We start from the raw sequence: 25,470 nt of genomic DNA, 5'->3' as shown, positions 1-25,470 counted from the left end.
CATCCGGCAGTGTGCGGGTGAAACCGCCGGGTGGCGGCTGCGCCTTACCCGGCCTACAAGCCTGGAGTTGTAGGCCTGATAAGCGAAGCGTCATCAGGCGCTATGCCAGCGCCCTGCCGCCTGCTTATCGCTGTCGCGGGCTTCCACCCAACGGTCGCCTTCCGGCGTCGCTTCGCGCTTCCAGAACGGTGCGCGGGTTTTCAGGTAGTCCATGATGAATTCGGTGGCTTCAAAACCGCTGCTTCGGTGCGCGCTGGATACGCCCACGAAGACTATTTCGTCGCCCGGCCACAGTTCACCGATGCGGTGAATAACCGTCACGCGGCCCAGCGGCCAGCGGCCTCGCGCTTCTTCGACGATCTCCGCCAATGCTTTTTCGGTCATGCCCGGGTAATGTTCCAGCGTCAGCGCTTTTACGCTATCGCCAAGGTTGTGGTTACGCACCTTGCCGGTAAACGTCACCACCGCGCCATCTTCATCGCGCTCGGCAAGCCAGACATATTCGTCGCCCACGTTAAACACCTCGTGGCCGACGCGAATGCGCGTTTCGCTCATCATCAACCTCCTGTCACTGGTGGGAAAAACGCCACCTCATCGCCATCGGTAACAGGCGTATCGAAACTGACCAGCGTCTGGTTGACCGCCGCCAGCAGTTTGCCCTCTTCCAGCGCCAGCGCCCAGCGCCCTTCCTGTGAAGCCAGATGCTGACGAATGGCGTCTACCGTGGCGAATTCTGCCGGAAGTTGTAACGCGTCCGTGCCCACCAGTTCGCGAACCTGCGCAAAAAACAGAACCTTAATCATCGCTATCCACCCTGAAATCGCCCGATTTGCCACCGCTCTTCGCCAGCAGGCGCACCGGGCCAATGACCATATCTTTTTGCACCGCTTTGCACATATCGTAAATCGTCAGCGCCGCCACCGAGGCCGCCGTTAACGCTTCCATCTCTACGCCGGTTTTTCCGGTCAGACGACACAGCGTTTCGATACGCACGCGGTTATGCTCAGGCTCGGCCTGAAGATTCACTTCCACTTTGCTGAGCATAAGAGGATGACATAGCGGGATCAGGTCCCAGGTGCGTTTGGCGGCCTGAATGCCTGCAATACGGGCGGTGGCGAACACGTCGCCTTTATGATGGCTACCGTCGATAATCATCGATAAGGTTTCCGGCAGCATGGTGACGAACGCTTCCGCGCGGGCTTCGCGCACGGTTTCAGCCTTGGCGGAGACATCCACCATATGGGCTTCGCCCGCCGCGTTGATATGGGTCAGTTGCGACATCGTTTATTTCTTCAGATGAGGGTAGAAGTTACAAGGACGGGTGCGGGAATCGAGCTGCGCCGCAATAATATTTTCCCACGCGGTACGACACGCTTTGGTCGAGCCCGGCATAGCGAAAATCAGCGTCCGGTTAGCCATCCCGGCAATGGCGCGGGATTGCAGCGTGGCGGTGCCAATCTCTTCAAAAGAGAGCATGCGGAACACTTCGCCGAAGCCTTCAATTTCACGGTCGAAAAGCGGGAGCAGCGCTTCCGGCGCCTGGTCGCCATCGGTCAGGCCAGTGCCGCCGGTGATTAATACCACCTGCACGTCATCGCGCGCGATCCACTCGGATACCTTTGCGCGAATGGCGTAGCGATTCTCTTTCACAATCGCTTTATCGACAACCGTGTGGCCCGCCTCTTGCGCGGAATCACGCAGATAATGACCAGAGGTGTCATCCTCTTCGCCGCGACGGCTGGAAATGGTAAGAATAGCAATACGGGTCGGGAAAAATTCAGTGCTCGCCTGACTCATTTAACACTCCTTGAAAACGAATTATCCACCAATCCAGGACAGGTTCTGGGTGATCCCGGTGTTGCCCTGGTGCAGGAAGTGGGTCTGCTTCTTATGGGTTAACGCTTCTGCGATGCGTGCTTCGAGTTCCTGCTGCTGGGCATCTGCCGCTAACAGATCGCGAAGGTCTACACCACCGTCACCGAAAAGGCACAAATGCAGTTTTCCCACGGAAGAGACGCGCAGACGGTTACAGGTGGCGCAAAAATCTTTTTCATACGGCATGATTAAGCCGATTTCCCCTTCGTAATCAGGGTGACAAAAGACCTGCGCCGGGCCATCGCTGCGCTGTCGGATCTGATGTATCCAGCCGCGTTTGAGCAGTTGGTCGCGCAGCACCATCCCGGAGATATGGTGTTTGCGGAACAAATCGCTGCCGTCGCCGGTTTCCATCAGTTCGATAAATCGGAGTTGAATGCGGCGCGGTTTGATCCACGCCAGAAAGGTGTCGAGTTGGTGATGATTTACATCGCGCATCAGCACGGTGTTGACCTTCACCTTTTCAAAGCCCGCGCTGAAGGCGGCGTCGATGCCGTCCATCACCTGGCGGAATTTGTCCTGACCGGTAATCGCATGAAACTGGCGCGCATCAAGGCTGTCGACGCTAACGTTCAACGCCGTAAGGCCCGCTTCACGCCAGGCGGCAACATCACGCGCCATGCGGTAACCGTTGGTGGTCACGGCAATCTGTTTGATGGCCGCGTTTTCTCTTACTGCTGCAATGATGTCAACAAAGTCGCGACGCAGGCTCGGCTCGCCGCCAGTGAGACGCACTTTTTCCGTACCCAGCGCAGAAAAAGCACGGGTAACCCGTCGCACTTCATCCAGCGACAAAAAGCCATTGTTGGTGACTTCGCCCGGCTTGTAACCATTGGGCAGACAGTAAGTACAACGGAAGTTGCACACGTCGGTTATCGACAGACGCAGATAATAGAATCTGCGCGCGAACGCATCAGTAAGTTGTGAAGCCATAGACACCTTTCCAAATACGGGAGACGAGGTCATTTCTTCCTTCGCCCTGGTGATGCCAGGTAAAACCTTAAGCATCACGGCCAAAGCACCTTATCTTTCAACTTAGGCACAGAGGCTAGAGTGTTTTTCAGCAATGTTGCTGAAAGTGGTTATGCCGATAATAGCGCGAGAAGACAGAATTCGCCATGTTCGCTATCGCTATATAAAATTATACATAGCGAGATGATCGTGCACTTTCCTGACAGAATACGCATAAATCACGCTTTTGCATTGATATACGTCATTTTGCCCGGGATGCGGCATCGTCTTTTGGGAGTAGTTACGCTAATGTAAGCAGATGTACCAACATAAGGAAGTTGTATGCGCAATCGCACTCTGGCCGATCTCGATCGCGTCGTCGCCCTTGGAGGGGGACATGGATTGGGGCGAGTGATGTCCTCACTCTCCTCCCTCGGCTCTCGTTTAACCGGCATTGTTACCACCACGGATAACGGTGGCTCGACCGGTCGTATCCGCCGCTCTGAAGGCGGCATCGCATGGGGCGACATGCGAAACTGCATTAATCAGTTGATCACTGAACCCAGCGTAGCATCGGCCATGTTTGAGTACCGTTTTGGCGGTAATGGCGAACTTTCCGGTCATAACCTCGGAAATCTGATGTTAAAGGCGCTGGACCACCTCAGTGTGCGGCCTTTAGAGGCAATCAATTTAATAAGAAATCTACTGAAAGTAGAGGCATCACTTATCCCTATGTCGGAACAACCGGTCGATTTAATGGCTATCGACCAGGAAGGCCATGAAGTCTACGGGGAAGTGAATATCGATCAATTGCCCTTACCGCCCCAGGAGCTGATGCTTTCGCCTTCGGTTAGCGCGACGCGTGAAGCGGTGCAGGCGATTGGCGAGGCGGATCTCATTTTAATTGGTCCCGGCAGTTTTTATACCAGCCTGCTACCCGCATTATTGTTGAGCGATGTGGCTCAGGCGCTGCGTCGTACGCCTGCGCCTATGGTCTATATCGGCAACTTAGGCCGTGAACTCAGCCCGGCGGCGGCCAGCCTGACGCTGGCGAAAAAACTTGATATTCTGGAACATTACGTCGGGAAACCGGTGATAGATGCAGTGGTCGTTGGGCCGAAAGTCGATACCACGAATATTGGCGATCGTGTCGTCATTCAGGAACCCCTGGAAGCCAGCGATATTCGCTATCGTCACGATCGTCAACTATTGCGCGACGCACTGGAAAAAGCCATTCAGGCATTAGGTTAGCTTTCCTTAAAATCTTAAGGTTGTCTTAAAAAACCCGCGGCAACATAGCGAGCATCATTTATCCAGGAAGATCGCTATGTTGCGCTATTTACGCTATCGCCCCACCGTTAGCCGTTTAACTTATATTCTGCTTTTCGCGTTCTATATTGCGCTGGCGCTAAATATTGCCTTTTATCGCCAGGCCTGGACCCTTTTACCTGTAAATACCGCCCATAACGCGCTGGTTTTCTTCACCATGCCGCTGGTCGCCTTTTCGGTAATGGTGATTTGCCTGGCGCTGGCCTCCTTCCTGCGTCTGGAAAAAGTGCTGACAACGCTGTTTATTTTACTCAGCGCATCGGCGCAATATTTCATATTGACGTTCGGCGTGATTATCGACCGGTCGATGATTACCAATATTCTCGATACCACGCCGGCGGAAAGTTATGCCCTGATGTCGGGCAAGATGATCCTCACACTGCTGTTAACCGCAGTGCTGTTCGTCGCGCTGGCGTGGTGGATAAAAATAAAACCGTCAACACGGAAATGGCGCGAGGCCGGCCTGCGAGCCGCTTCAGTGCTGGCTTCTGTTTTACTTATTGTGGTTGTTGCAGTCTTCTTTTATAAAGACTACGCCTCCCTGTTTCGCAACAATAAAGAGCTGGTGAAGTCGTTAAATCCGTCCAATAGCATTACCGCCATCAACTCCTGGTACGTCCATAATAAAATGGACAACTTACCGCTGGTGCACATTGGCGAAGATGCAAAGCAGAAAGACGCGATGAAAAACGGGCCGCGTAAAAACCTGACCATTCTTATTGTGGGTGAAACCTCGCGCGCAGACGATTTCTCGCTCGGTGGTTATTCGCGTGAAACCAATCCACGTCTGGCGCAGGACAATGTGATTTATTTCCCGAAAACCACTTCCTGTGGTACCGCCACTGCCGTTTCTGTTCCCTGCATGTTTTCAAATATGCCGCGTGCCCATTATAACGAACAACTTGCGCATCATCAGGAAGGCCTGCTGGATATCGTGCAGCGCGCAGGCATTCAGGTACAGTGGAATGAAAATGACGGCGGATGCAAAGGCGCATGTGACCGCGTGCCGCATCAGAATATGAACGCGCTCAACCTGCCAGGTCAGTGCATTGACGGGGAATGTTATGATGAAGTGCTATTTCACGACCTGGATAACTATATTGATCAATTAAACGGCGATGGGCTGATTGTGTTGCACACTATTGGTAGCCATGGTCCAACCTATTACAACCGTTATCCAAAGGCATTTCGTAAATTCACGCCGACCTGCGACACCAATGAAATTCAGTCCTGCACTCAGGAACAACTGGTAAACACGTACGATAACACCGTGCTGTACGTTGATTATATTGTCGATAAGGCCATTAAATTACTGGAGTCAAAACAGGATAAATTTACCACCAGTCTGGTTTATCTCTCAGACCACGGTGAATCATTGGGTGAAAATGGCATTTACCTGCACGGTCTGCCCTATTCCATCGCGCCCGATACCCAAAAACATGTTCCGATGCTGCTGTGGCTATCAGACGATTATCAGAAACGTTATGGCGTGAATTATGACTGTCTGAAAAAAGCATCGGCACAAAATGAATATTCTCAGGATAATCTCTTCTCAACGATGTTAGGTATACTGGGCGTAGAGACCACTGAATATCGTGCGGCTGATGACATACTGAAGACGTGCAGAGGATAAGCTGATGAAAATTTTAGTCGTGGAAGATGACGCATTGTTATTACAGGGCTTAATTCTGGCGATGCAAAGTGAAGGTTATGCCTGTGATGGCGTGACTACCGCGCATCAGGCTGAGCTGAGCCTGCAATCCGGGCTCTATAGTCTGATGGTGCTGGATTTAGGCCTGCCAGACGAAGACGGGCTGCATTTCCTCTCACGTATTCGCCAGGAAAAATGCAGTCTGCCAGTACTGATTTTGACCGCCCGAGACACCCTGGACGATCGTGTCAGCGGCCTGGACACAGGTGCAGACGATTACCTGGTTAAACCGTTTGCCCTGGAAGAGCTCAGCGCCCGTATCCGTGCGCTATTGCGTCGTCATTATAATCAGGGCGAAAACGAAATCACGGTGGCGAACTTACGACTTAACACAACGCGTCGTCAGGTCTGGCTGGACGAACAACCGCTGGAACTGACACCGAAAGAGTTTGCCCTGCTCTCGCGCCTGATGCAAAAAGCCGGTAGCCCGGTACATCGCGAAATTCTCTACAACGATATTTACAACTGGGATAACGAGCCGTCGACCAATACGCTGGAAGTGCATATTCACAACCTGCGCGATAAAGTGGGCAAAGCACGGATTCGCACCGTCAGAGGCTTTGGTTATCAACTGGAAAACGGCGAGGTAACAAATTAACTTATGCCTCTTTCCGCAATCCGAAAATGGCCGATGCGCCATCAGCTGTTATTAACTGTCGGCCTCATTTTGGTGGTGTTTCAGGTTATCAGCGTTTTCTGGCTCTGGCATGAAAGCAAGGAGCAAATTGACCTGGAGGTCGCCAGCATCCTGAAGGGCCACAACAACGCCAAACACATTCAACACGAGGTTCGCGAAGCGGTAGCCAGCTTGCTGGTTCCCAGCCTGGTGATTATTGGCCTGGCGCTGTTTGTCTGTATGAAAGCGGTGAAACGCATCACCCGCCCGCTGTCTGACCTGCAAAAAGAACTCGATGCACGTACTCCCGATAACCTGCAACCGATTCATCTGGAAAAAACCGTTCTGGAAGTGGATGCTGTAACGTCGGCCATCAACCAACTGGTGGCGCGTTTGACGCAAACACTCGATCGCGAACGTTTATTCACCGCCGATGTGGCTCATGAACTCCGCACTCCGCTGGCGGGTTTACGTTTGCATCTGGAACTCATTGAAAAAACACAGGCTATTAACGTTGGGCCGCTGATTCAGCGTCTGGATCAAATGACTAACAGCGTAGCCCAGCTACTGCAACTCGCGCGTGTGGGCCAGTCATTTTCCGCCGGCAGCTACCAGCGCGTTGAGTTAATGGCGGATGTGATTTTGCCGCTGAGGGATGAGCTGGAATCCATGCTAAAAGGACGCGAACAGACGCTGGTGATAAGGGAAAACGTCCAGGACATCGCAGTAGCCGGCGATGCCACGTTGATAAAGGTGATGGTGCGTAACCTGGTCGAAAACGCGTACCGTTACAGCCCAACTCATTCAACCATTACACTCTCCGCTGCCGCATCCCCCACGCCGATGTTGATAGTCGAGGATGAAGGTCCAGGCATTGATGAATCAAAAGTGGGCGAACTGAGCCAGGCGTTTGTACGAATGGACAGCCGCTATGGCGGAATTGGATTGGGGTTAAGTATTGTCACGCGAATTGCGCAGCTGCACGAAGCGGCGTTTTATTTGCAAAATCGTGAAGAGAGAAGCGGCACGCGGGCATGGATTGCATTCACACCCGCGAACCTGAAATCGACGTTAAAAAGTCAGAACCCAGTGGCTGAGAAAACCGACGACAATCAGGCCGGAAAATAACAGAGTTAGAGATTGCTGAACGTTTAGATTAGACATGGCGCTATCCTCTTGTTGATGAGGAAATTATCCATGTTGGATATTAAGCGAACATTAAGGCTGGCATTGTCATGTGTGATGCCAGCCTCAATTTTTAGAGATTATGACGCCGCGATAAACAATTCACGTAGCTGATGAAGTTTATCGCGGATCTCAGCGGCTTCTTCAAACTCCAGATTCTGCGCATGCTGCAACATTTGCGCCTCCAGCGATTGAATTTGCTGCTGCAATGCTTTTGGCGTCAGCACCTGATCCGCTTCAACAATTTGCGCAGCACCGCGAGACTTACCGCGACCTTTACCTTTGGTTTTCGCAAGCCCCTCACCCAGCGCCAGAATATCGACCACTTTCTTGTTCAGGCCCTGCGGAACAATGCCGTGCTCTTCGTTATAGCGCTGCTGTTTCTCGCGACGACGTTCAGTTTCACCAATAGCCTTCGCCATTGATGGCGTAATTTTATCGCCGTACAGAATCGCCTTACCGTTGATGTTACGCGCGGCGCGACCGATGGTCTGAATAAGCGAACGCTCGGAACGCAGAAAGCCCTCTTTATCGGCATCCAGAATCGCGACCAGCGACACTTCAGGCATATCGAGACCTTCTCGCAACAGGTTAATGCCCACCAGCACATCGAACTCGCCAAGGCGCAGATCGCGAATGATTTCCATACGTTCAACGGTGTCGATATCCGAGTGCAGATAGCGAACGCGCTCACCGTGCTCTTCAAGATACTCGGTGAGATCTTCCGCCATCCGCTTGGTCAGCGTGGTGACCAGCACGCGCTCGTTAATGGCGGTGCGCACGCGTATTTCTGATAGCAGATCATCCACCTGCGTTGCCACCGGGCGCACTTCAATAATCGGATCAAGCAGACCAGTCGGACGCACTACCTGATCGATAACTTCATCGCCGGATTTCTCAAGCTCGTAATTCCCCGGCGTCGCAGACACGTAAATCGTTTGCGGCGCGAGCGCCTCAAATTCTTCAAACTTCAGCGGACGGTTATCAAGGGCCGACGGCAGACGGAAACCGTACTCCACCAGCGTCTCTTTACGTGCCCGGTCGCCGCGATACATGCCGCCAATTTGCGGGATGGTCACGTGGGATTCATCAATGACCAGCAGGCCGTCCGCCGGAAGGTAGTCAAACAGCGTCGGCGGCGGCTCGCCCGGCCCGCGACCAGAAAGATAGCGTGAATAGTTTTCAATGCCCGAGCAGTAGCCCAGTTCATTCATCATTTCGAGGTCAAACTGCGTGCGTTGACTCAACCGCTGCTCTTCAAGCAGTTTGTTGTTTTCCAGCAGCACTTTACGACGGTCAACCAGCTCGTCTTTGATCTCTTCCATCGCCTGCACGATGCGCTCGCGTGGGGTGACGTAGTGCGTTTTCGGGTACACCGTAAAACGCTGAATGGTTCCCTCAACGTGGCCCGTCAAGGGGTCAAACAGCGACAGGCGCTCGACTTCTTCATCAAACAGTTCAACGCGCAGTGCCAGGTCTTCTGATTCCGCCGGGAAGATGTCGATGACTTCGCCGCGCACGCGGAAAGTACCACGCTGAAATGCCTGATCGTTGCGCGCGTATTGCAGCTCAGCCAGACGACGCAGGATGGCGCGCTGGTCGATAATCATCCCGACCGTCAGATGCAGCATCATTTTCAGGTAGAGATCCGGGTCGCCCAACCCGTAAATTGCCGACACGGAAGCCACCACGATGACATCACGACGCTCAAGCAAGGCTTTGGTCGCCGACAGACGCATCTGCTCAATGTGTTCGTTCACCGAGGCATCTTTCTCGATGAAGGTATCTGAGCTTGGGACGTAGGCTTCCGGCTGATAGTAATCGTAGTAGGAGACGAAAAATTCAACGGCGTTTTCGGGGAAAAACTCTTTCATCTCGCCATAAAGCTGCGCCGCCAGCGTTTTGTTTGGCGCGAGTACCATTGTCGGGCGCTGGAGATCGGCAATGACGTTGGCCACAGTGAAGGTTTTCCCCGAACCGGTTACCCCCAACAGCGTTTGATGCGCGAGACCATCTTCCAGCCCTTCTTTCAGGCGCGCGATAGCGTCAGGCTGGTCGCCAGAGGGTTGGAAAGCCGAATGTAATTTGAACGGTTTACTCATGAACAAAGCTACCTGGTGGCGGGTTGATCGGGCAGGTGATTAATTCTACTCCCCAGCGCTAAATTTGCCAACAAAAAACACTGGATATAAAAACAGTGGCACATTATGGTATTGCTGTTACGTCGTTCTGAATCGATGCGTAGTGGCTGAAATTTGCGCTCTGGCAGGATAAAAAAACTCCCGGAAGAGGTTATCCCCAGAACTTTTTCTGTTTTAACATTTGTCAATATGTGTCATTAAACTTTTATGTCAGTGAGTCGCACGCCAACCCCAGCCATTGCTTTTATTCATCTTACTGATAATAAAAGAAAAGATTGAAAAGCCGCGTTTCGCATCAATTTACTGGCAAGCCGCGTATTCTCTCGCCTTCCGCAGGTTTTCTAACTCTAATGCACAAGGTTATCCACAGGAATAGTGGATAAGTGTCTGGAGCCCCTATCCCCTGTCACTCGGGCGCTTACGTCGATCGACTTAAAAGCGACGGGTAAAATTTTTTTATCGTTAATTTTTGATTTTTATCAGCGAAAATCATCATGAGGATTCTGCGTGACAGCCCTCACAGTTTCGTATGAATTTCGCCCAATCGTCGCTGATTATTGCGCCAGTGCCGTGCATCCCACGCTCTCCGACCCATCCCTATTCCTTAGGTTAATTCTTAAAAATCAGTCGTTATGCTGAGGGAAATACGTTCTGGCAAGGTAATTGCAACCTTTTTCGTGACCCTTTCCCTGGGCTTGAGGAGAACACGATGTTAAGTTTGCATGCAGTCAATCATTTCTACGGAAACCAGCACACGCTCTGGAACATCGACCTCGAACTGGCTTCCGGCGAGTGCACCTGTTTAATCGGTCTTCCCGGAACGGGGAAGACCACGCTGGTGAACTGTATTACCGGCCATCAACCCATTGAAAGCGGGAGCATGATTTGGCAACAAACCGGCTCGCCGCCCTGCGATTTAATGCCCCTCTCGCCCGTACGACGCACAACACTTGGGATCGGTTATGTCCCTCAGGATAAACGCATTTTTTCGCAGCTTAGCGTGGAAGAGAATTTGCTGATTGCTCTCAAGGCGGCAGGTGAAAGCAGCGGCACGGTGGGCCCGGAAATTTACGCGCTCTTCCCCTCTCTATATGCGCTCAGGCAACTTAAGGGCTCCGCACTCACGGAGGACGACCGTTATCAACTGGCGGTCGCCTGTGCAATGGTCACGCAGCCACAGTTGCTGATTCTGGATGAGCCCACGCGCGGCGTGGGCCACGCGTTTATCCACCGGCTGGGGGATATGCTTCTGCGCCTGAATCGGGAGATTGGGTTGACGATATTGCTGGCGGAACAACAGCTACCGTTTATTCAGCGGGTGGCGGACCGTTTCTGCCTGCTGCATCGCGGCAGAAACGTGGCCCAGGGCGATGTGGCGCAACTGGATGAACAGATGATTAAAGCGTGGATGACGCCTGAGACAGGGCTGTGAGGTCAAGATACTGTCCAGAGTCGTGCTCTGCCGGCGTCGCCCCCAGCCAGGGGATTTCGCCCAGCATCGGCGCGTCAATCATCCGTTGCAGCGTCGCCAGATAAGGCTGGTGACGCTTTCCAGGCTGCTCGATATCGTTGGCTATCCATCCCGCCAGTCGCAGACCAGCCTGCTTAACAGCCTGCGCGGTTAGGAGCGCATGGTTGATGCAGCCCAGTTTCATGCCGACCACCAGAATCACCGGCAACTGCTCGTGTTGCACCCAATCCGCAAACGTCAGATGGGGCGAAAGCGGCGTATACCAGCCACCCGCGCCTTCCACTAACACCCAATCCGCCTGCGCTTCCAGCGTGCGAAGACCCGCCGACATCACGTCAGCCTCAATCGGGCGCTGTTCCACCTCGCTGATAATGTGTGGCGAGGTAGGCTCAGCGAAGGTGTAGGGATTCACCACGTCATAGGCCAGCGGCAGCACGCTATTGCGCTGCAATGCCAGCGCATCACTGTTACGCAGCCCGTCAGGCGTTTCTTCACTGCCAGAGGCGACGGGCTTGTAGCCTGCGGTCCGATATCCTCGCGCCCGCGCGGCCTGTAGCAGCGCCGTGCTGGCCACCGTTTTCCCCACTTCCGTATCGGTGCCGGTAACAAAATAACGTTCAATCACGAGTAATCACTCCAGAAAAAAGATGGTAGGTCAGCGGGCATTGGCCCTCAACTTTTGGCCATGCCAGCTGCAACTGCTGAAGTTTGCTGCGGGTTAACGGCTCGCGCGCCCGCCCTTCATGCAGATGCGTTGCGCCAATCCCCTTCAGAGAACGCATTGCGCTCAGGGCATCGGGAAACAGCAAAGTCATCGAGCGTGCGCGACTGCGCTGCTGCCAGCCCGCCAGTGCCTGTCGTAGCGTCTCTTCCGGTAAAAAACGGTTCGCATGAGGATGCGTATCCACGGCCTGCCAGGCCTGATTCAGCTCTGGCAACGACCCGGCGCAAAGCGTAGTGAACGCCAGTACGCCACCGGGGCGTAGCTGGCGATAAAGCTCGGCCAGCGCAACCTGGATATCGCTGCACCACTGCACAGCAAGATTGCTCCACACCAGGTCAAACCCGGCGTCAGGCAAGGGAATGGCTTCGATATCCGCCAGCAAATAGTGCTGTGCCGCTCGCTGCTGGCGCGCCTGTGCAAGCATATCAGCGGAGAGATCCAGCGCGGTGACCTCACTGCCCTGTTCGCGCCAGTAGCGGCTGTAGCTACCGGGGCCGCAGCCTGCGTCCAGCACACGGGTAAATGCTCGCGTCGGGAGTTGTTCGAGCAGATGCGCCGCGCTCTGGCGCTGAAGTTCGTTAAACTGGTGATACTGCGCCGCCGCCCGGCCGAAAGCCGCCGCCACAGCCTGTTTATTCACGGACGCCATGTAGCACCTCCAGCAGTGTGTCAATATCTTCTCGCCTGTGCGCCGCCGTCAGCGTTAAGCGTAAACGCGCGGTTCCGGCGGGTACGGTAGGTGGGCGGATTGCCGTCACCCAACAGCCTTTTTCACGCAGCGTTGTCGCCAGGGAGAGCGTACGCGCGTTCTCGCCGACAATCAGCGGCTGAATAGCGCTGTCAGATGGCGTGAGTTGATAGTCCAGCCCTTGCGCCCCCGTGCGAAAATGCGCGATATGCTGCGCCAGGACTTCCCGCCGCTTATCGCCTTCATCGCTGCGAATCACGTCAAGAGATGCCCGCAGCGCCACGGCCTGCGCCGGAGGCATCGAGGTGCTGTAAATCAGATGACGGGCAAACTGCAGCAGATAATCGGCCAGCGATTCGCTACACAGCACTGCCGCCCCGCTCAGGCCAAAGGCTTTACCAAAGGTCACTACCAGCAATTCAGGACGCACGCCCTGTTGCCAACAACTTCCCCGCCCCTGCGCGCCCTTCACACCGATACCATGCGCGTCATCCACCATCAACCACGCGTCTGCCTGCGTTGTCGCCTCTGCGACGTTTGCCAACGGCGCACTATCGCCGTCCATGCTGAAGACACCTTCGGTGACGACCAGTTGTTGCCCCTCAACGGAGCTGCTCAACAACCGCGTCAGATGCTGGCTGTCGTTGTGCTGAAAACGGCGCAACGCCGCCGGGCTTAACGCGGCGGCTTCCAGTAGCGAGGCATGGCTTAAACGATCGGCAACGATCCTGTCTTTATCACTCATCATCGCGTCGATCACCGCCTGATTGGCGGCAAATCCGGAGATAAACAGCAGCGCACGCGGGTAGCCCAACCACTGGGCGAGTTCGGTTTCCAGGTCGCGATGGGCGTGACTGAATCCGGTGACGTGGCCCGAGCCGCCGCTGCCGGTACCGTACTGTTCCGCGCCCTGTTGCCAGGCGTGGATCACTTGCGGATGCTGGCTCATCCCCAGATAGTCGTTACTCGAGAAATTGCGATAGCGCTGACCTTCGTACTCCAGCCAGCGTCCGGCGCCCTGCGCCAGCGGCACACGATGACGCAAGGCATCTGCCTCACGCCGTTGTGCTAACGCGCTATCGATGCGTTGCTGCCAGCTCATACCGCCGCCGCGTTGTAATACGTTTCGGTATCCGGGGTCATCAGCGCCTGCTCCAGACGCTGCTGCTGTTCGTTATCGCCCGCGGTAACGGTGGTTTGTTCCGGGTTGAGGCCCAGCTTGCGGAACAACTGCAGGTCTTTATCTTCTTCCGGGTTCGGCGTCGTCAGCAGTTTGCAGCCGTAGAAAATCGAGTTGGCCCCGGCCATAAAGCACATCGCCTGCGTTTGCTCGTTCATCTGTTCGCGACCGGCAGAGAGACGCACGTGCGAGGTTGGCATCATGATGCGCGCCACGGCGATAGTGCGAATAAAATCAAAGGCATCAACGTCCTCGTTATCCGCAAGCGGCGTGCCCTTCACCTTCACCAGCATGTTGATGGGCACGCTTTCCGGCGGCGTCGGCAGGTTTGCCAGTTGCAGCAGCAGGCCCGCGCGATCGGTGACCGTTTCGCCAAGACCCACAATCCCGCCGGAACAAACCTTGATACCCGCATCACGTACTTTATCCAGCGTATCAAGGCGTTCCTGATAGCTGCGGGTAGTGATGATATTGCCGTAGAATTCCGGCGAGGTGTCCAGGTTGTGGTTGTAGTAGTCGAGCCCCGCCGAGGCCAGGCGTTGCGCCTGCGTGTCGGACAAGGTACCGAGCGTCATACAGGCTTCCAGGCCCATCTCCTTCACGCCCTGCACCATTTGTTCAAGGTACGGCATATCGCGCTCGTGCGGGTTTTTCCATGCCGCGCCCATGCAGAAACGGGTAGAACCGGCCAGCTTCGCCTTGCGGGCCGAATCCAGCACCTGCTCCACTTCCATCAGACGCTCGCTCTCCAGCCCGGTTTTATAGCGCGAGCTTTGCGGGCAGTATTTGCAATCTTCCGGGCATGCGCCGGTTTTAATCGACAACAGGGTGCTGACCTGCACCTGGCGTGGGTCGAAATGCTGGCGATGGATCTGCTGCGCTTCAAACAGCAAATCAAGCAATGGTTTCTCAAAAAGTTCGGTGACCTGCGACATTGTCCAGCGTAAAGGGTTAGCCATTGGCTTCTCCAGGGGTTTTGTTAATTTTCGGATCGGTTTATACTCGTAAACCTAAAACTTTTCAAAATGGTTTACAAGTCGATTATGACAACGGACGATCTCGCCTTCGATCAACAGCATATCTGGCACCCCTACACTTCCATGAGCGCCCCGCTTCCTGTCTATCCGGTGGTTTCCGCGCACGGCTGCGAGCTACAGCTGGCGAGCGGCGAACAACTGGTGGACGGCATGTCGTCGTGGTGGGCCGCCATCCACGGCTACAATCACCCGCGTCTGAATGCGGCGATGAAAGCGCAGATTGACCAGATATCGCACGTGATGTTCGGCGGCATTACCCATCCCAGCGCAGTGGCGCTATGCCGCAGGCTGGTGGCGATGACCCCAGCATCACTGGAATGCGTTTTCCTCGCCGACTCCGGCTCCGTCGCGGTGGAAGTCGCCATGAAAATGGCATTGCAGTACTGGCAGGCCAAAGGCGAGCCGCGCCAGCGTTTCCTGACTTTCCGCAACGGTTATCACGGCGATACCTTCGGCGCGATGTCGGTCTGCGACCCGGACAACTCCATGCACAGCCTGTGGAAAGGCTACCTGCCGGAAAACCTGTTCGCGCCAGCACCAAACAGCCGCTTTGACGGGGAATGGGATGAGCGTGACATAGTGGCATTTGCCCGCCTGATGGCCGCGCATCGTCATGAAATTGCGGCGGTGATCCTTGAACCGATTGTTCAGGGCGCAGGCGGGATGCGCATGTATCATCCTGAGTGGCTGAAACGCATTCGTAAGATGTGTGACCGGGAAGGCATTCTGTTGATTGCCGATGAAATCGCGACCGGGTTTGGCCGCACTGGCAAACTCTTTGCTTGCGAACATGCGGGTATTACGCCTGATATTCTCTGCCTTGGGAAAGCGATCACTGGCGGTACTATGACCCTTTCCGCCGCGCTCACCACCCGGCTGGTGGCTGAAACCATCAGCAACGGCGAAGCAGGCTGCTTTATGCATGGCCCAACCTTTATGGGTAATCCGCTGGCCTGCGCGGTGGCGACAGAGAGCCTGGCGATTCTGGAGAGCGGGGAATGGCAGCAGCAGGTTGCGGCTATCGAACAACAGCTATGTCGTGAACTTGCTCCAGCGAAAAGCATGGCGCAAGTGGCGGATGTTCGCGTATTGGGGGCGATTGGCGTCGTGGAAACTCGCAAGCCGGTGAATATGGCCGCGCTGCAACGTTTCTTTGTCGAACAAGGCGTGTGGATTCGCCCCTTTGGCAAGCTCATCTACCTGATGCCGCCGTATATCATTTCCGCAGAACAACTCAGCCGCCTGACGCGCGCAGTCTGTGAAGCGCTTGAAACGGACACATTTTTTATCGATTAAGACACGGTAAGCTTGCCTCTTGCCCGCTATACTGCTTATTAATCAGTAAATTAAAGGAAGGAGGCAACGATGATTTTAGTCAGTCATGATCTGCATGATGGCGAAAAACTGCCGCAGCGTCAGGTGTTTAATGGCATGGGCTATGAAGGTGACAATCTCTCTCCGCATCTGGCCTGGGATGAGGTTCCGGCGGGTACTAAAAGCTTTGTTGTGACCTGTTTTGACCCCGATGCGCCGACCGGTTCCGGCTGGTGGCACTGGGTGGTAGCGAATTTGCCTGCCGATACGCGGGTACTGCCGCAGGGCGCAGGCTCAGGTATTGCCGCTCTGCCGGAGGGCGCAGTCCAGACCCGCACCGATTTCGGCAAAGCGGGCTACGGCGGTGCCGCGCCGCCGAAAGGGGAAACTCACCGCTATATCTTTACCGTCCATGCGCTGGATGTGGAACGTATCGACGTCGATGAAGACGCCAGCGGCGCGATGGTTGGCTTTAATGTCCATTTTCATACGCTCGGCAGCGCCTCAATAACGGCCCTGTTCAGCTAGTGGGCTTGCCGGAATGTATCGCTGCATTCCGGCCCTAATCCTGTCTAAAAAACCTTTTACATCAGTCACTGCGCTTTTTTATGCAGCGCATCTTCCCGTTTCGCTCAACTTAGTATAAAAAGGCTGGTTTAAATGGAACCCTTTTACTTAACTAGCCTGGAGCAACATGAACACTTTATCGGTTTCCCGTCTGGCGCTGGCATTGGCTTTCGGCGTGACACTGACTGCTTGCAGCTCAACCCCTGCGGATCAACGCCCGTCTGAACAGGCCGCACCGGGGACGTCATCCCGTCCGGTTTTATCCGCAGATGAAGCGCAAAACTTCGTTGCCGCGCGTTACTTCACTGCCCTGGATCCTAATGGCGCGACCTGGTCGCCGTCTTCGATTAGCACCCCGGCACAACCTGACTTCGTGGTTGGCGCTGCAGGCCAGCAGGGCGTAACGCACACCTCCATCCAGGCTGCCGTCGATGCCGCCATTGCGCGTCACAGCAGCAAGCGTCAGTACATCGCGATTCTGCCGGGCGAGTATCAGGGCACCGTTTATATTCCTGCCGCTCCGGGCAGCGTGACGCTGTACGGTACGGGTGAAAAACCGCTCGACGTGAAAATTGGCCTGGCGATCGACTCCGAAATGGCCCCTGCCGCCTGGCGTCATCTGGTCAATCCGGCCGGAAAATATATGCCGGGCAAACCGTCCTGGTATATGTATGACAACTGCCAGAGCAAACGTAGCGCAACCATTGGCGTGATGTGTTCAGCGGTATTCTGGTCGCAGAACAACGGTCTGCAACTGCAGAACCTGACCATTGAAAATAACCTTGGCGACAGCGTTGATGCCGGTACGCATCAGGCAGTCGCTCTGCGCACCGATGGCGATCAGGTACAAATTAACAAGGTGAACATTCTGGGTCGCCAGAACACCTTCTTTGTGACCAACAGCAGCGTCAACAACCGCCTGCAAAACGATCGTCAGACCCGCACGCTGGTGAGCAACAGCTACCTCGAAGGGGATGTGGACATCGTTTCTGGCCGTGGCGCCGTGGTGTTCGATAACACCGACTTCCGCGTGGTGAACTCTCGTACTCAGCAGGAAGGCTACGTCTTCGCGCCGGCAACCCAGGCAAACATCTACTACGGTTTCCTGGCTATCAACAGTCGCTTTACTGCGTCCGGCGATAACGTTGCACAACTGGGCCGTTCTCTGGATGTCGATGGTAACACCAACGGCCAGGTCGTTATTCGCGACAGCGTCATTAACGAAGGCTTCAACATGGCGAAACCGTGGGCCGACGCGGCAATCTCTAAACGTCCGTTCGCAGGTAATACCGGCGCGAAAGACGATAAAGGGAATGTACAGCGTGACCTGAACGACCGTAGCTTCAACCGCATGTGGGAATACAACAACCGCGGCGTGGGAAGTACGGTTCTGGCAGAGCCGAAGCAGTAAGTGTAAATTGCCTGATGCGCTACGCTTATCAGGCCTACAACGAAAAAACCTCGCCGCGGCGAGGTTTTTTGTTTTCAGCATCAACTCAATGCTTAGTAGGCATTAACCACCACCCACATTGGCCCCTGCCCGACCGCATAACGGCCCTTCTCTTCCAGCAGCCCCTGCTCGCCTTTAATTTCATACACCGCGATATGGTGCGATTTCTGTCCGGCGGCAATGACATATTTACCACTATGGTCAATATTAAAACCGCGCGGCTGGGTTTCCGTCGGCTGGAAACCTTCTACTGCCAGCACGCTGCCATCTTCAGAGACGCTGAAAACAGTAATCAGACTGGACGTGCGGTCGCAGGCGTAGAGATGACGACCGTCCGGCGTAATGTGGATATCTGCCGCCCAGCGGGTATCGGAGAAATCAGGCGGCATCATATCCAGCGTCTGCACGCACTCAATTTTGCCATACGGATCTTTCAGCTCCCACACATCAACCGAGCTGTTAAGTTCGTTCACGCAGTAGGCGTACTGTTGATTCGGATGGAACACCAGATGGCGCGGGCCCGCTCCTTCCACCGTGGTCACTTCCGCAGGATCCTGCGCAACCAGATGTCCGTCATCACTCAGCGTAAACAGGCAGATGCGGTCCTGCTTCAGCGCCGGAACCCACAGCGTACGATTATCCGGGGAGATATTCGCCGAGTGGCAGCCTTCCAGCCCTTCAATAACGTCTACCGTTTCACGCGGAATACCGTCTTCCAGAAGCGTCACGCTGACACAACCTGCGTTATAGGAGCCACTGAAGACAAACTGCCCCTGACGATCGGTGGAAATATGCGTCGGGCTGCCCGGCAGAGGCGCTTCAGCGGTATAGGTCAATGCACCATCGTCCGGCGCAATGCGATAGGCCAGTACACGAAATTCCGGGCGTACGCCCACATAGAGATAACGTTTATCAGGACTTACCACCATCGGCTGTACCTGACCCGGTACATCCACCACCTGAACCAGCGTCAGGTTGCCATCATGGCCCAGCGACCAGACGTGGATCTGCTGGCTTTCGGGGCTGGCGGTATAAACGGTTTGTTTCATGACTACACCTCAGAAAATGGAAATCCACTCTACCTCAATAGGTTAACAAATATCGAAGCACAAATTTCACGCGACAATGAGCATACAACTCAACATAACGCTACAAGCAAATCAATAATTTAGCACATCATTTCTTCAGCTTTGAGCAAGTTTAAAAGTATAGGCCCTTCGTTCTTACTAAAGCGAGCTCCACTCTCTTACGGGTGTTGAAGTGTTGCAAGGAACTTTTTTAACACCGCTGAGCGAACGACCCGGTGGCAGACCAGGCACAGCTCGGTCTCTGCCAGCCTATCAATAATGTCAATGTAAACCACGTTATCAAGATGCACTGCGGTGGCTGAAGCGGGTAAGAGAGCAATACCAAATCCGGCAGAGACTAAACTGATGACCGTGGAAACTTCAGTTGCGTATTGCACTACTTTCGGCAGAAACCCTGCATGACGACAGGCATCATAAAAATATTGCTCCAGACCAATCCCTTCAGGATCGCGCAACGTTATCCACTTATCCTCGACAAGAGAGGCGAGCGTAAGCGCTGCTGAACCGGAGAGCGGATGTTGGCGAGGTAGCGCAAGCACCGTTTTCTCTGACGTAAAGGGCTTACATTGCAGCGTCTCGGGCAGCAGAGGTATCGGTGCGCGAATGATGGCTACATCAAGCTGATTACTTTGCAGTGCGGTGTAAAGCGTTTGTACATTTCCCGTGGTCAGCGAAAGGGAGATATTCGGCCATTGCGTGTGTATTTCGCGTAAAACCGCGGGCAGCTTTCCGTCAAGAATCGCGCTAGATACGCAGCCAAGATTTAGAATACCTTGCTCCCCGCGGGCCGTTTGACGGGCATCGAGAATGGCCTGATCCACCATCTGTAAGGCAATTTTTGATTTCTCCAGGAATGCCGCCCCTGCTGGCGTAAGCGTTAAGCGTCGATTTGCACGATGAAAAAGCGTGACGCCCAGACGTTCTTCCAGCGTTTTGATTTGCTGACTCAGGGCAGGCTGCGCCATGTTTAAACGTTCGGCGGCGCGGTGCATGTGTAGCTCTTCCGCAACGGTTATAAAGTGGCGCATGAGTCGAAACTGCATCAGTGGGTACCTGATAAATTGATATGAAATTTATTATCAATTTAGCATCAACGATGCAATTGATGATATCTCTCTTTGGCATAACAATGGCGTTATTCATTTGAAGGAGGATGTATGAAACCGCAGATTAACGACTTGAGAAGTGCCATTGCTCTCTTACAACAGCATGAAGGACAGTACAGGGAAACAGACCATCCCGTGGATCCTAAGGCGGAACTGGCCGGCGTTTATCGCTATATTGGCGCAGGCGGTACGGTAAAACGCCCTACCCGAACTGGCCCGGCAATGATGTTTAATAACATTAAAGGATATCCTGATTCACGTATTCTGGTCGGTATGCACGCTAGCCGTGAACGCGCTGCGCTGCTGCTTGGCGCTAAGCCTTCTGAACTGGCGCAGCATGTGGGTCAGGCGGTTAAAACGCCCATCGCGCCAGTGGTCGTTCCGGCGGATAAGGCGCCGTGCCAGGAACAGATCTGGTACGCTGATGATCCGGATTTTGATCTGCGCAAACTCCTTCCCGCTCCCACCAATACGCCAATTGATGCGGGTCCCTTTTTCTGTATGGGTCTGGTTTTAGCCAGCGATCCGGAAGATGCTTCCGTAACGGACGTCACCATCCATCGTCTTTGCGTCCAGGAGCGCGATGAGCTTTCCATGTTCCTTGCCGCTGGGCGGCATATTGAAGTCTTCAGAAAAAAAGCAGAAAAGGCCGGTAAGCCTTTACCGGTGACGATTAATATGGGGCTTGATCCGGCGATTTATATCGGTGCCTGTTTTGAAGCACCCACCACGCCGTTTGGCTATAACGAACTGGGTGTGGCAGGGTCACTTCGTCAGACACCGGTCGAGTTAGTGCAGGGCGTGGCGGTAAATGAAAAAGCTATCGCCCGTGCGGAAATTATTATTGAAGGGGAATTGCTGCCGGGCGTGCGCGTTCGCGAGGATCAACATACGGATTCCGGGCATGCTATGCCTGAATTTCCGGGCTATTGCGGCGAAGCGAATCCGTCCCTTCCCGTTATCAAAGTGAAAGCAATTACCATGCGTCGCGAGGCAATACTGCAAACACTGGTTGGGCCGGGTGAAGAACATACGACGCTTGCCGGTTTACCTACGGAAGCGAGCATTCGAAATGCCATCGAAGAGGCTATTCCAGGCTTCCTGCAGAATGTCTACGCCCATACGGCTGGAGGCGGTAAATTCCTTGGGATTTTGCAAGTCAAAAAACGCCAGGCCACTGATGAAGGACGTCAGGGGCAAGCTGCACTCATTGCACTGGCCACCTATTCTGAGCTCAAAAATATTATTCTTGTTGACGAAGATGTCGATATTTTTGATAGCGACGATATCCTCTGGGCGATGACCACGCGTATGCAGGGCGATGTCAGCATTACCAATTTGCCGGGACTAAGAGGACATCAGCTGGACCCCTCCCAGTCTCCTGAATACAGTCACTCTATTCGTGGTAACGGCATTACCTGCAAAACCGTCTTCGATTGCACCGTACCATGGGCGCTGAAATCGAAATTTGAGCGAGCCCCCTTTATGGACCTGGATCCTACCCCGTGGGCGCCGGACTTATTTAAATAATAATTGGCGTGCCGTCACGTTAGCGGGCAATGCGGTATTTGCCCGCGTAATTTTGCTGCACAGGCGAGTCGGTGTACCATCCTGCACAATGAATTTTAAACTGACTTGAGACACAACTATGACTGCACGTGTGATTGCCCTGGATCTGGACGGTACCCTACTCACTCCCAAAAAAACGCTGCTGCCTTCCTCGCTGGAAGCGCTGAAGCGCGCGAAAGAGGCGGGATACCAATTGCTTATCGTCACCGGTCGCCATCACGTTGCTATTCATCCTTTTTATCAGGCACTGGCGTTAGAAACACCTGCAATTTGCTGCAATGGCACTTACTTGTATGATTATCATGCAAAAAAGGTGTTAGAAGCCGATCCTATGCCGGTTGATAAAGCGCAGCAACTTATCGCTATGCTGGATGAATATCACATTCACGGCCTGATGTATGTGGATGACACCATGATGTACCAGTACCCTACCGGGCACGTTGTCCGCACCCGTAACTGGGCACAGTCTTTACCGGAAGCGCAACGCCCGTCATTCACCCAGGTGGATTCGCTGGCGCAGGCGACTCATGAAGTGAAAAATGTCTGGAAATTTGCCCTGACCGATGAAGACCTGCCTAAACTGCGGAAATTTGGTGAGCAGGTTGAAGAGACCTTACAGCTTGAGTGTGAATGGTCGTGGCACGATCAGGTGGACATCGCGCGCCAGGGCAACAGCAAAGGCAAGCGTTTGACCCAGTGGGTTGAATCGCAGGGATTATCGATGAAAGACGTTATCGCGTTTGGCGATAACTTTAACGATATCAGCATGCTGGAAGCTGCCGGAATGGGTGTGGCGATGGGAAATGCCGACGACGCAGTGAAAGCGCGCGCCAACGTGGTGATTGGTGATAACACCACCGACACCATCGCCGAGTTTATCTATACTCGCCTGCTGTGATCAGGCTGTAATCGACACGCTCTTAATTTGCGCATAGAGCCATTGGCCTGGCTTCACCGCCAGGTCATCCCTCGCCCACGGGCTGATCCGCGCCCATAACGTTCTACCGCTGACGTCTAACTGCACTTCCACTTGCCCGTTACTGTCGTAGCATTGCACCACTTTCGCGTGCAGCACGTTGCGGATACTGGTGTGCGCGGAGGGTTGCAGTACCAGCGAAACATCCGTCGCCTGAATGCGTACGCGCACAGCGGCCTGAAGGGGGCGCTCGAGTTTATTGACCCACAAATGTTGATCGCCGAGCGCCAGTGCGGTCATCGCGTAATGCGGATGATGCTCCAGCACCGTGACGCGTAGAATCGAACTTTGTTGATCCTGCGGCAGCCAGGGATGCATCACGCTGCTGCCCCAGACCTCCTCCAGGTTGCCGAAGGCTTTGACCTGACCCGCTTCCAGCACCAGCACTTTATCCGCCAGATGAAGAATTTCATCCAGCGAATGACTAACATAAAGCATCGGAATATTAATCTCGCGCGCCAGGCGTTGCAGATACGGCAGTAGCTCGCGTTTGCGCGGAATATCCAGTGAGGCCAGTGGTTCATCCAGCAGCAAAAGCTCTGGCGCAGTGAGTAGCGCCCGACCAATCGCCACACGCTGCTTCTCGCCACCCGACAGGCTTCCCGGCAGACGATCGAGCAGTGCTTCAATCCCCAGCAGCGCGACCAGCTTATCAAACTGGCTCTCCATGCTTTTAGCCATGCCGTAACGCAAATTGCCGCGCACTTTATAGTGTGGGAAAAGACGCGCATCCTGGAAGACATACCCCACCCGCCGCTTTTCCGGGGCCAGGCAGATGCCTTTTTCGACATCATTCAGCACGCGACCATTAAGCACAATGCGGCCTTTCTCGGGGCGAGTCAGACCGCTGATGGCATTAATCAGCGAGGTTTTCCCCGCGCCGGATACGCCAAATATGGCGGTGATCCCGCTAGCGGGCAGCGATTCATGAATACTCAGGCAGTGCGTGCCCAGCGTTTGGCTAAAGTTCAGTTCGAGCATGCTTTACGCCCCAATCCGTTGACGGCTTACGCGTGCCAGCCATTCTGAAATCATCAGGGAAATCAGCGCCAGCACAATCGAGATAAGACACAGCCTTGCCGCCGCGCTCTCACCGCCGGGCGTTTGAATCAGGGTATACATCGCGGAAGGTATGGTGCGGGTTTCGCCGGGAATATTGGAGACGAAGGTAATGGTTGCCCCGAACTCGCCCAGCGAGCGGGCAAACGCCAGCACGGTGCCGACAATAATACCGGGTAGCATCAGCGGCAGCGTAATGGTGCAGAACACGCGCCAGCGCCCCGCGCCCAGCGTTCTTGCTGCCTGTTCAAGTTTGATGTCTACGCCTTCCAGCGCCAGGCGAATAGCGCGCACCATCAGCGGGAAGGACATTACTGCCGCGGCCAATACCGCACCACGCCAGCTAAAGGCAAACGTCAGGCCAAACCAGTCATAAAGCCAGGCGCCAATAAAACCGCGCCGTCCCATCGCCACAAGTAATAAATAGCCGACCACGACCGGCGGCAGCACCAGCGGCAAATGAAGTAATCCATCGAGTAATGCTTTGCCGGGAAAGTTACGCCTCACCAGCAGCCAGGCAAAGAAAATCCCAAAGGGTAAGCTGAATAACACCGCCAGAGATGACACTTTCAGGCTCAGCAACACCGCCTGCCATTCGGGATCCGTCAATATCATTGTTGTGTGGTAAATCCGTAACGTTTAAAGATGGCTGAAGCCTGCGGCCCTTGCAGATAGTCGTAGAACGCGGTCACGGTAGCATTTTTGTGACCATCGGTAATCGCCAGCGGGTATTCCACTTTCTGGTGAGAATCTTCCGGGAACGTACCGATCACTTTCACGCCTTTACTGGCAACAGCGTCTGAACCGTAAACAATACCCAGCGGCGCTTCGCTGCGTTCTACCAGCGCCAGTGCGCCACGCACATCTTCAGCCGGGGCCAGTTTCGGTGACAGGGTATCCCAGGCACCCAGTTTTTGCAGCGCTTCTTTCGCATAAATGCCCGCCGGAACGTGATCCGGATCGCCTACCGCCAGACGTCCACCGTTCAGCAGACGGGTCCAGTCGGTTTTGGCATTAATGGTAACATCGCCCTGCTCGCTGGCTTTAGGCGCCACCACCACCAGGCTATTGCCAAGCAGCGTTTTACGGGTCACCGTGTCGATAGACTTTTTATCTACCGCGTAATCCATCCATTTCTGGTCGGCGGAGATAAAGAGATCTGCTGGTGCACCCGCTTCAATCTGACGCGCGAGCGTAGAGGACGAGGCAAAAGAAGAGGCGACATCCACGTTCTTCTCTTTTTTATACTCTTTCGCAATATCCTGCATTGCGTTCGTCAGCGATGCCGCGGCGAAAACGGTGATTTTCCCGTCATCTGCCAGCGCATGCCCTGCCACCGAGAGCGCAAGCGTCGTCCCTGCAACCAAACGTACCCATGAACCTGTCATCTGAAACTCCTGTGAATATCGTTGTATAGTGACAAATATAGCGAT

25 protein-coding genes and 1 riboswitch are annotated in these 25,470 nt (G+C 54.4%); of the genes, 10 read left to right on the top strand and 15 right to left on the bottom strand.

Features of this window, described 5'->3' with window-relative positions:
- Positions 1-93 precede the first annotated feature (93 nt).
- The 5 genes from moaE to moaA all read right to left on the bottom strand — a co-directional run bounded on the left by moaE (position 94) and on the right by moaA (position 2,808).
- On the bottom strand, positions 94-555 hold the full coding sequence (moaE, locus tag NMC31_RS01235) for a molybdopterin synthase catalytic subunit MoaE (RefSeq protein WP_253896813.1): 462 nt from the start codon (positions 553-555) through the stop codon (positions 94-96).
- Between the two features lie 2 nt (positions 556-557).
- Positions 558-803: a molybdopterin synthase sulfur carrier subunit gene (moaD, locus tag NMC31_RS01230; RefSeq protein WP_149464478.1), complete on the bottom strand. Its 246-nt coding sequence runs from the start codon at positions 801-803 to the stop codon at positions 558-560.
- Complete coding sequence (moaC, locus tag NMC31_RS01225; RefSeq protein WP_015965255.1) at positions 796-1,281, bottom strand: cyclic pyranopterin monophosphate synthase MoaC; 486 nt, start codon at positions 1,279-1,281, stop codon at positions 796-798. The genes moaD and moaC overlap by 8 nt, the downstream gene beginning before the upstream one ends.
- Before the next feature lie 3 nt (positions 1,282-1,284).
- Entirely contained in the window at positions 1,285-1,797 is a 513-nt protein-coding gene (moaB, locus tag NMC31_RS01220) for a molybdenum cofactor biosynthesis protein B (RefSeq protein WP_015965256.1), read from the bottom strand.
- Between the two features lie 21 nt (positions 1,798-1,818).
- Positions 1,819-2,808 (bottom strand): GTP 3',8-cyclase MoaA, encoded by a 990-nt coding sequence (gene moaA / locus NMC31_RS01215; protein WP_149464476.1) that lies wholly within the window; start codon positions 2,806-2,808, stop codon positions 1,819-1,821.
- A riboswitch (molybdenum cofactor riboswitch) is annotated at positions 2,796-2,943 on the bottom strand. Its footprint overlaps the gene before it by 13 nt.
- Before the next feature lie 225 nt (positions 2,944-3,168).
- Between moaA and yvcK the strand changes: the two genes are divergently transcribed.
- The 4 genes from yvcK (at position 3,169) to pmrB (ending at position 7,610) form a co-directional block, all read left to right on the top strand.
- Positions 3,169-4,077, top strand: a complete 909-nt coding sequence (gene yvcK / locus NMC31_RS01210; RefSeq protein ID WP_253896682.1) for a uridine diphosphate-N-acetylglucosamine-binding protein YvcK — start codon at positions 3,169-3,171, stop codon at positions 4,075-4,077.
- A gap of 76 nt (positions 4,078-4,153) precedes the next feature.
- Positions 4,154-5,788, top strand: coding sequence for a phosphoethanolamine transferase EptA (eptA, locus tag NMC31_RS01205; RefSeq protein ID WP_253896681.1), 1,635 nt, complete (start codon positions 4,154-4,156; stop codon positions 5,786-5,788).
- Between the two features lie 4 nt (positions 5,789-5,792).
- The gene (gene pmrA / locus NMC31_RS01200) at positions 5,793-6,464 is read left to right on the top strand and encodes a two-component system response regulator PmrA (RefSeq protein ID WP_253896680.1); all 672 of its coding nucleotides are present in this window, start codon (positions 5,793-5,795) and stop codon (positions 6,462-6,464) included.
- 3 nt (positions 6,465-6,467) lie between these two features.
- Positions 6,468-7,610 (top strand): two-component system sensor histidine kinase PmrB, encoded by a 1,143-nt coding sequence (gene pmrB / locus NMC31_RS01195; RefSeq protein ID WP_149464472.1) that lies wholly within the window; start codon positions 6,468-6,470, stop codon positions 7,608-7,610.
- A 137-nt stretch (positions 7,611-7,747) separates the two neighbouring features.
- On the opposite strand, the gene uvrB is transcribed toward pmrB, so the two are convergent.
- Positions 7,748-9,769: an excinuclease ABC subunit UvrB gene (uvrB, locus tag NMC31_RS01190; RefSeq protein WP_149464471.1), complete on the bottom strand. Its 2,022-nt coding sequence runs from the start codon at positions 9,767-9,769 to the stop codon at positions 7,748-7,750.
- Between the two features lie 748 nt (positions 9,770-10,517).
- On the opposite strand from uvrB, the gene NMC31_RS01185 reads away from it, so the two are divergent.
- A complete protein-coding gene (locus tag NMC31_RS01185) occupies positions 10,518-11,240 on the top strand; it encodes an ABC transporter ATP-binding protein (RefSeq protein ID WP_253896679.1) in 723 nt (240 codons plus the stop codon).
- On the opposite strand, the gene bioD is transcribed toward NMC31_RS01185, so the two are convergent.
- From bioD to bioB, 4 genes are read right to left on the bottom strand one after another with little or no spacing between them, the layout of a single operon-like run.
- Positions 11,206-11,904, bottom strand: a complete 699-nt coding sequence (gene bioD, locus NMC31_RS01180; protein ID WP_253896678.1) for a dethiobiotin synthase — start codon at positions 11,902-11,904, stop codon at positions 11,206-11,208. The genes NMC31_RS01185 and bioD overlap by 35 nt on opposite strands.
- Complete coding sequence (gene bioC / locus NMC31_RS01175; protein ID WP_253896677.1) at positions 11,897-12,652, bottom strand: malonyl-ACP O-methyltransferase BioC; 756 nt, start codon at positions 12,650-12,652, stop codon at positions 11,897-11,899. Before bioC ends, bioD begins: the two co-directional genes overlap by 8 nt.
- Positions 12,636-13,793: an 8-amino-7-oxononanoate synthase gene (gene bioF, locus NMC31_RS01170; protein ID WP_253896676.1), complete on the bottom strand. Its 1,158-nt coding sequence runs from the start codon at positions 13,791-13,793 to the stop codon at positions 12,636-12,638. Before bioF ends, bioC begins: the two co-directional genes overlap by 17 nt.
- Positions 13,790-14,830, bottom strand: coding sequence for a biotin synthase BioB (bioB, locus tag NMC31_RS01165; protein ID WP_015965267.1), 1,041 nt, complete (start codon positions 14,828-14,830; stop codon positions 13,790-13,792). Before bioB ends, bioF begins: the two co-directional genes overlap by 4 nt.
- Before the next feature lie 84 nt (positions 14,831-14,914).
- Here bioB and bioA point away from each other — a divergent pair, with 84 nt between their 5' ends.
- The 3 genes from bioA to NMC31_RS01150 all read left to right on the top strand — a co-directional run bounded on the left by bioA (position 14,915) and on the right by NMC31_RS01150 (position 18,200).
- Positions 14,915-16,204, top strand: a complete 1,290-nt coding sequence (gene bioA, locus NMC31_RS01160) for an adenosylmethionine--8-amino-7-oxononanoate transaminase (RefSeq protein WP_253896675.1) — start codon at positions 14,915-14,917, stop codon at positions 16,202-16,204.
- A gap of 69 nt (positions 16,205-16,273) precedes the next feature.
- Complete coding sequence (locus tag NMC31_RS01155; protein WP_149464465.1) at positions 16,274-16,750, top strand: kinase inhibitor; 477 nt, start codon at positions 16,274-16,276, stop codon at positions 16,748-16,750.
- Positions 16,751-16,916: 166 nt separating this feature from the next.
- Complete coding sequence (locus NMC31_RS01150) at positions 16,917-18,200, top strand: putative acyl-CoA thioester hydrolase (protein WP_253896674.1); 1,284 nt, start codon at positions 16,917-16,919, stop codon at positions 18,198-18,200.
- 92 nt (positions 18,201-18,292) lie between these two features.
- On the opposite strand, the gene pgl is transcribed toward NMC31_RS01150, so the two are convergent.
- Together pgl and NMC31_RS01140 are read right to left on the bottom strand one after the other, a co-directional pair.
- Entirely contained in the window at positions 18,293-19,288 is a 996-nt protein-coding gene (gene pgl, locus NMC31_RS01145) for a 6-phosphogluconolactonase (RefSeq protein ID WP_253896673.1), read from the bottom strand.
- Between the two features lie 197 nt (positions 19,289-19,485).
- Entirely contained in the window at positions 19,486-20,370 is an 885-nt protein-coding gene (locus NMC31_RS01140; protein WP_253896672.1) for a LysR substrate-binding domain-containing protein, read from the bottom strand.
- A 114-nt stretch (positions 20,371-20,484) separates the two neighbouring features.
- Here NMC31_RS01140 and NMC31_RS01135 point away from each other — a divergent pair, with 114 nt between their 5' ends.
- Positions 20,485-21,963: a UbiD family decarboxylase gene (locus NMC31_RS01135; RefSeq protein WP_253896671.1), complete on the top strand. Its 1,479-nt coding sequence runs from the start codon at positions 20,485-20,487 to the stop codon at positions 21,961-21,963.
- A 118-nt stretch (positions 21,964-22,081) separates the two neighbouring features.
- Complete coding sequence (locus NMC31_RS01130) at positions 22,082-22,900, top strand: pyridoxal phosphatase (RefSeq protein ID WP_253896670.1); 819 nt, start codon at positions 22,082-22,084, stop codon at positions 22,898-22,900.
- On the opposite strand, the gene modC is transcribed toward NMC31_RS01130, so the two are convergent.
- Genes modC through modA form a run of 3 tightly spaced genes read right to left on the bottom strand, consistent with a single transcriptional unit; the run spans position 22,901 to position 25,425 of the window.
- A complete protein-coding gene (modC, locus tag NMC31_RS01125) occupies positions 22,901-23,959 on the bottom strand; it encodes a molybdenum ABC transporter ATP-binding protein ModC (protein ID WP_253896669.1) in 1,059 nt (352 codons plus the stop codon).
- A gap of 3 nt (positions 23,960-23,962) precedes the next feature.
- Entirely contained in the window at positions 23,963-24,652 is a 690-nt protein-coding gene (gene modB / locus NMC31_RS01120) for a molybdate ABC transporter permease subunit (protein ID WP_149464458.1), read from the bottom strand.
- A complete protein-coding gene (modA, locus tag NMC31_RS01115; protein WP_253896668.1) occupies positions 24,649-25,425 on the bottom strand; it encodes a molybdate ABC transporter substrate-binding protein in 777 nt (258 codons plus the stop codon). Before modA ends, modB begins: the two co-directional genes overlap by 4 nt.
- Positions 25,426-25,470 lie beyond the last annotated feature (45 nt).

The sequence above is a fragment of the Pseudocitrobacter vendiensis genome (assembly GCF_943590815.1).
GTDB lineage: Bacteria > Pseudomonadota > Gammaproteobacteria > Enterobacterales > Enterobacteriaceae > Pseudocitrobacter > Pseudocitrobacter vendiensis.
This window is presented reverse-complemented; position numbering and strand designations above follow the sequence as displayed.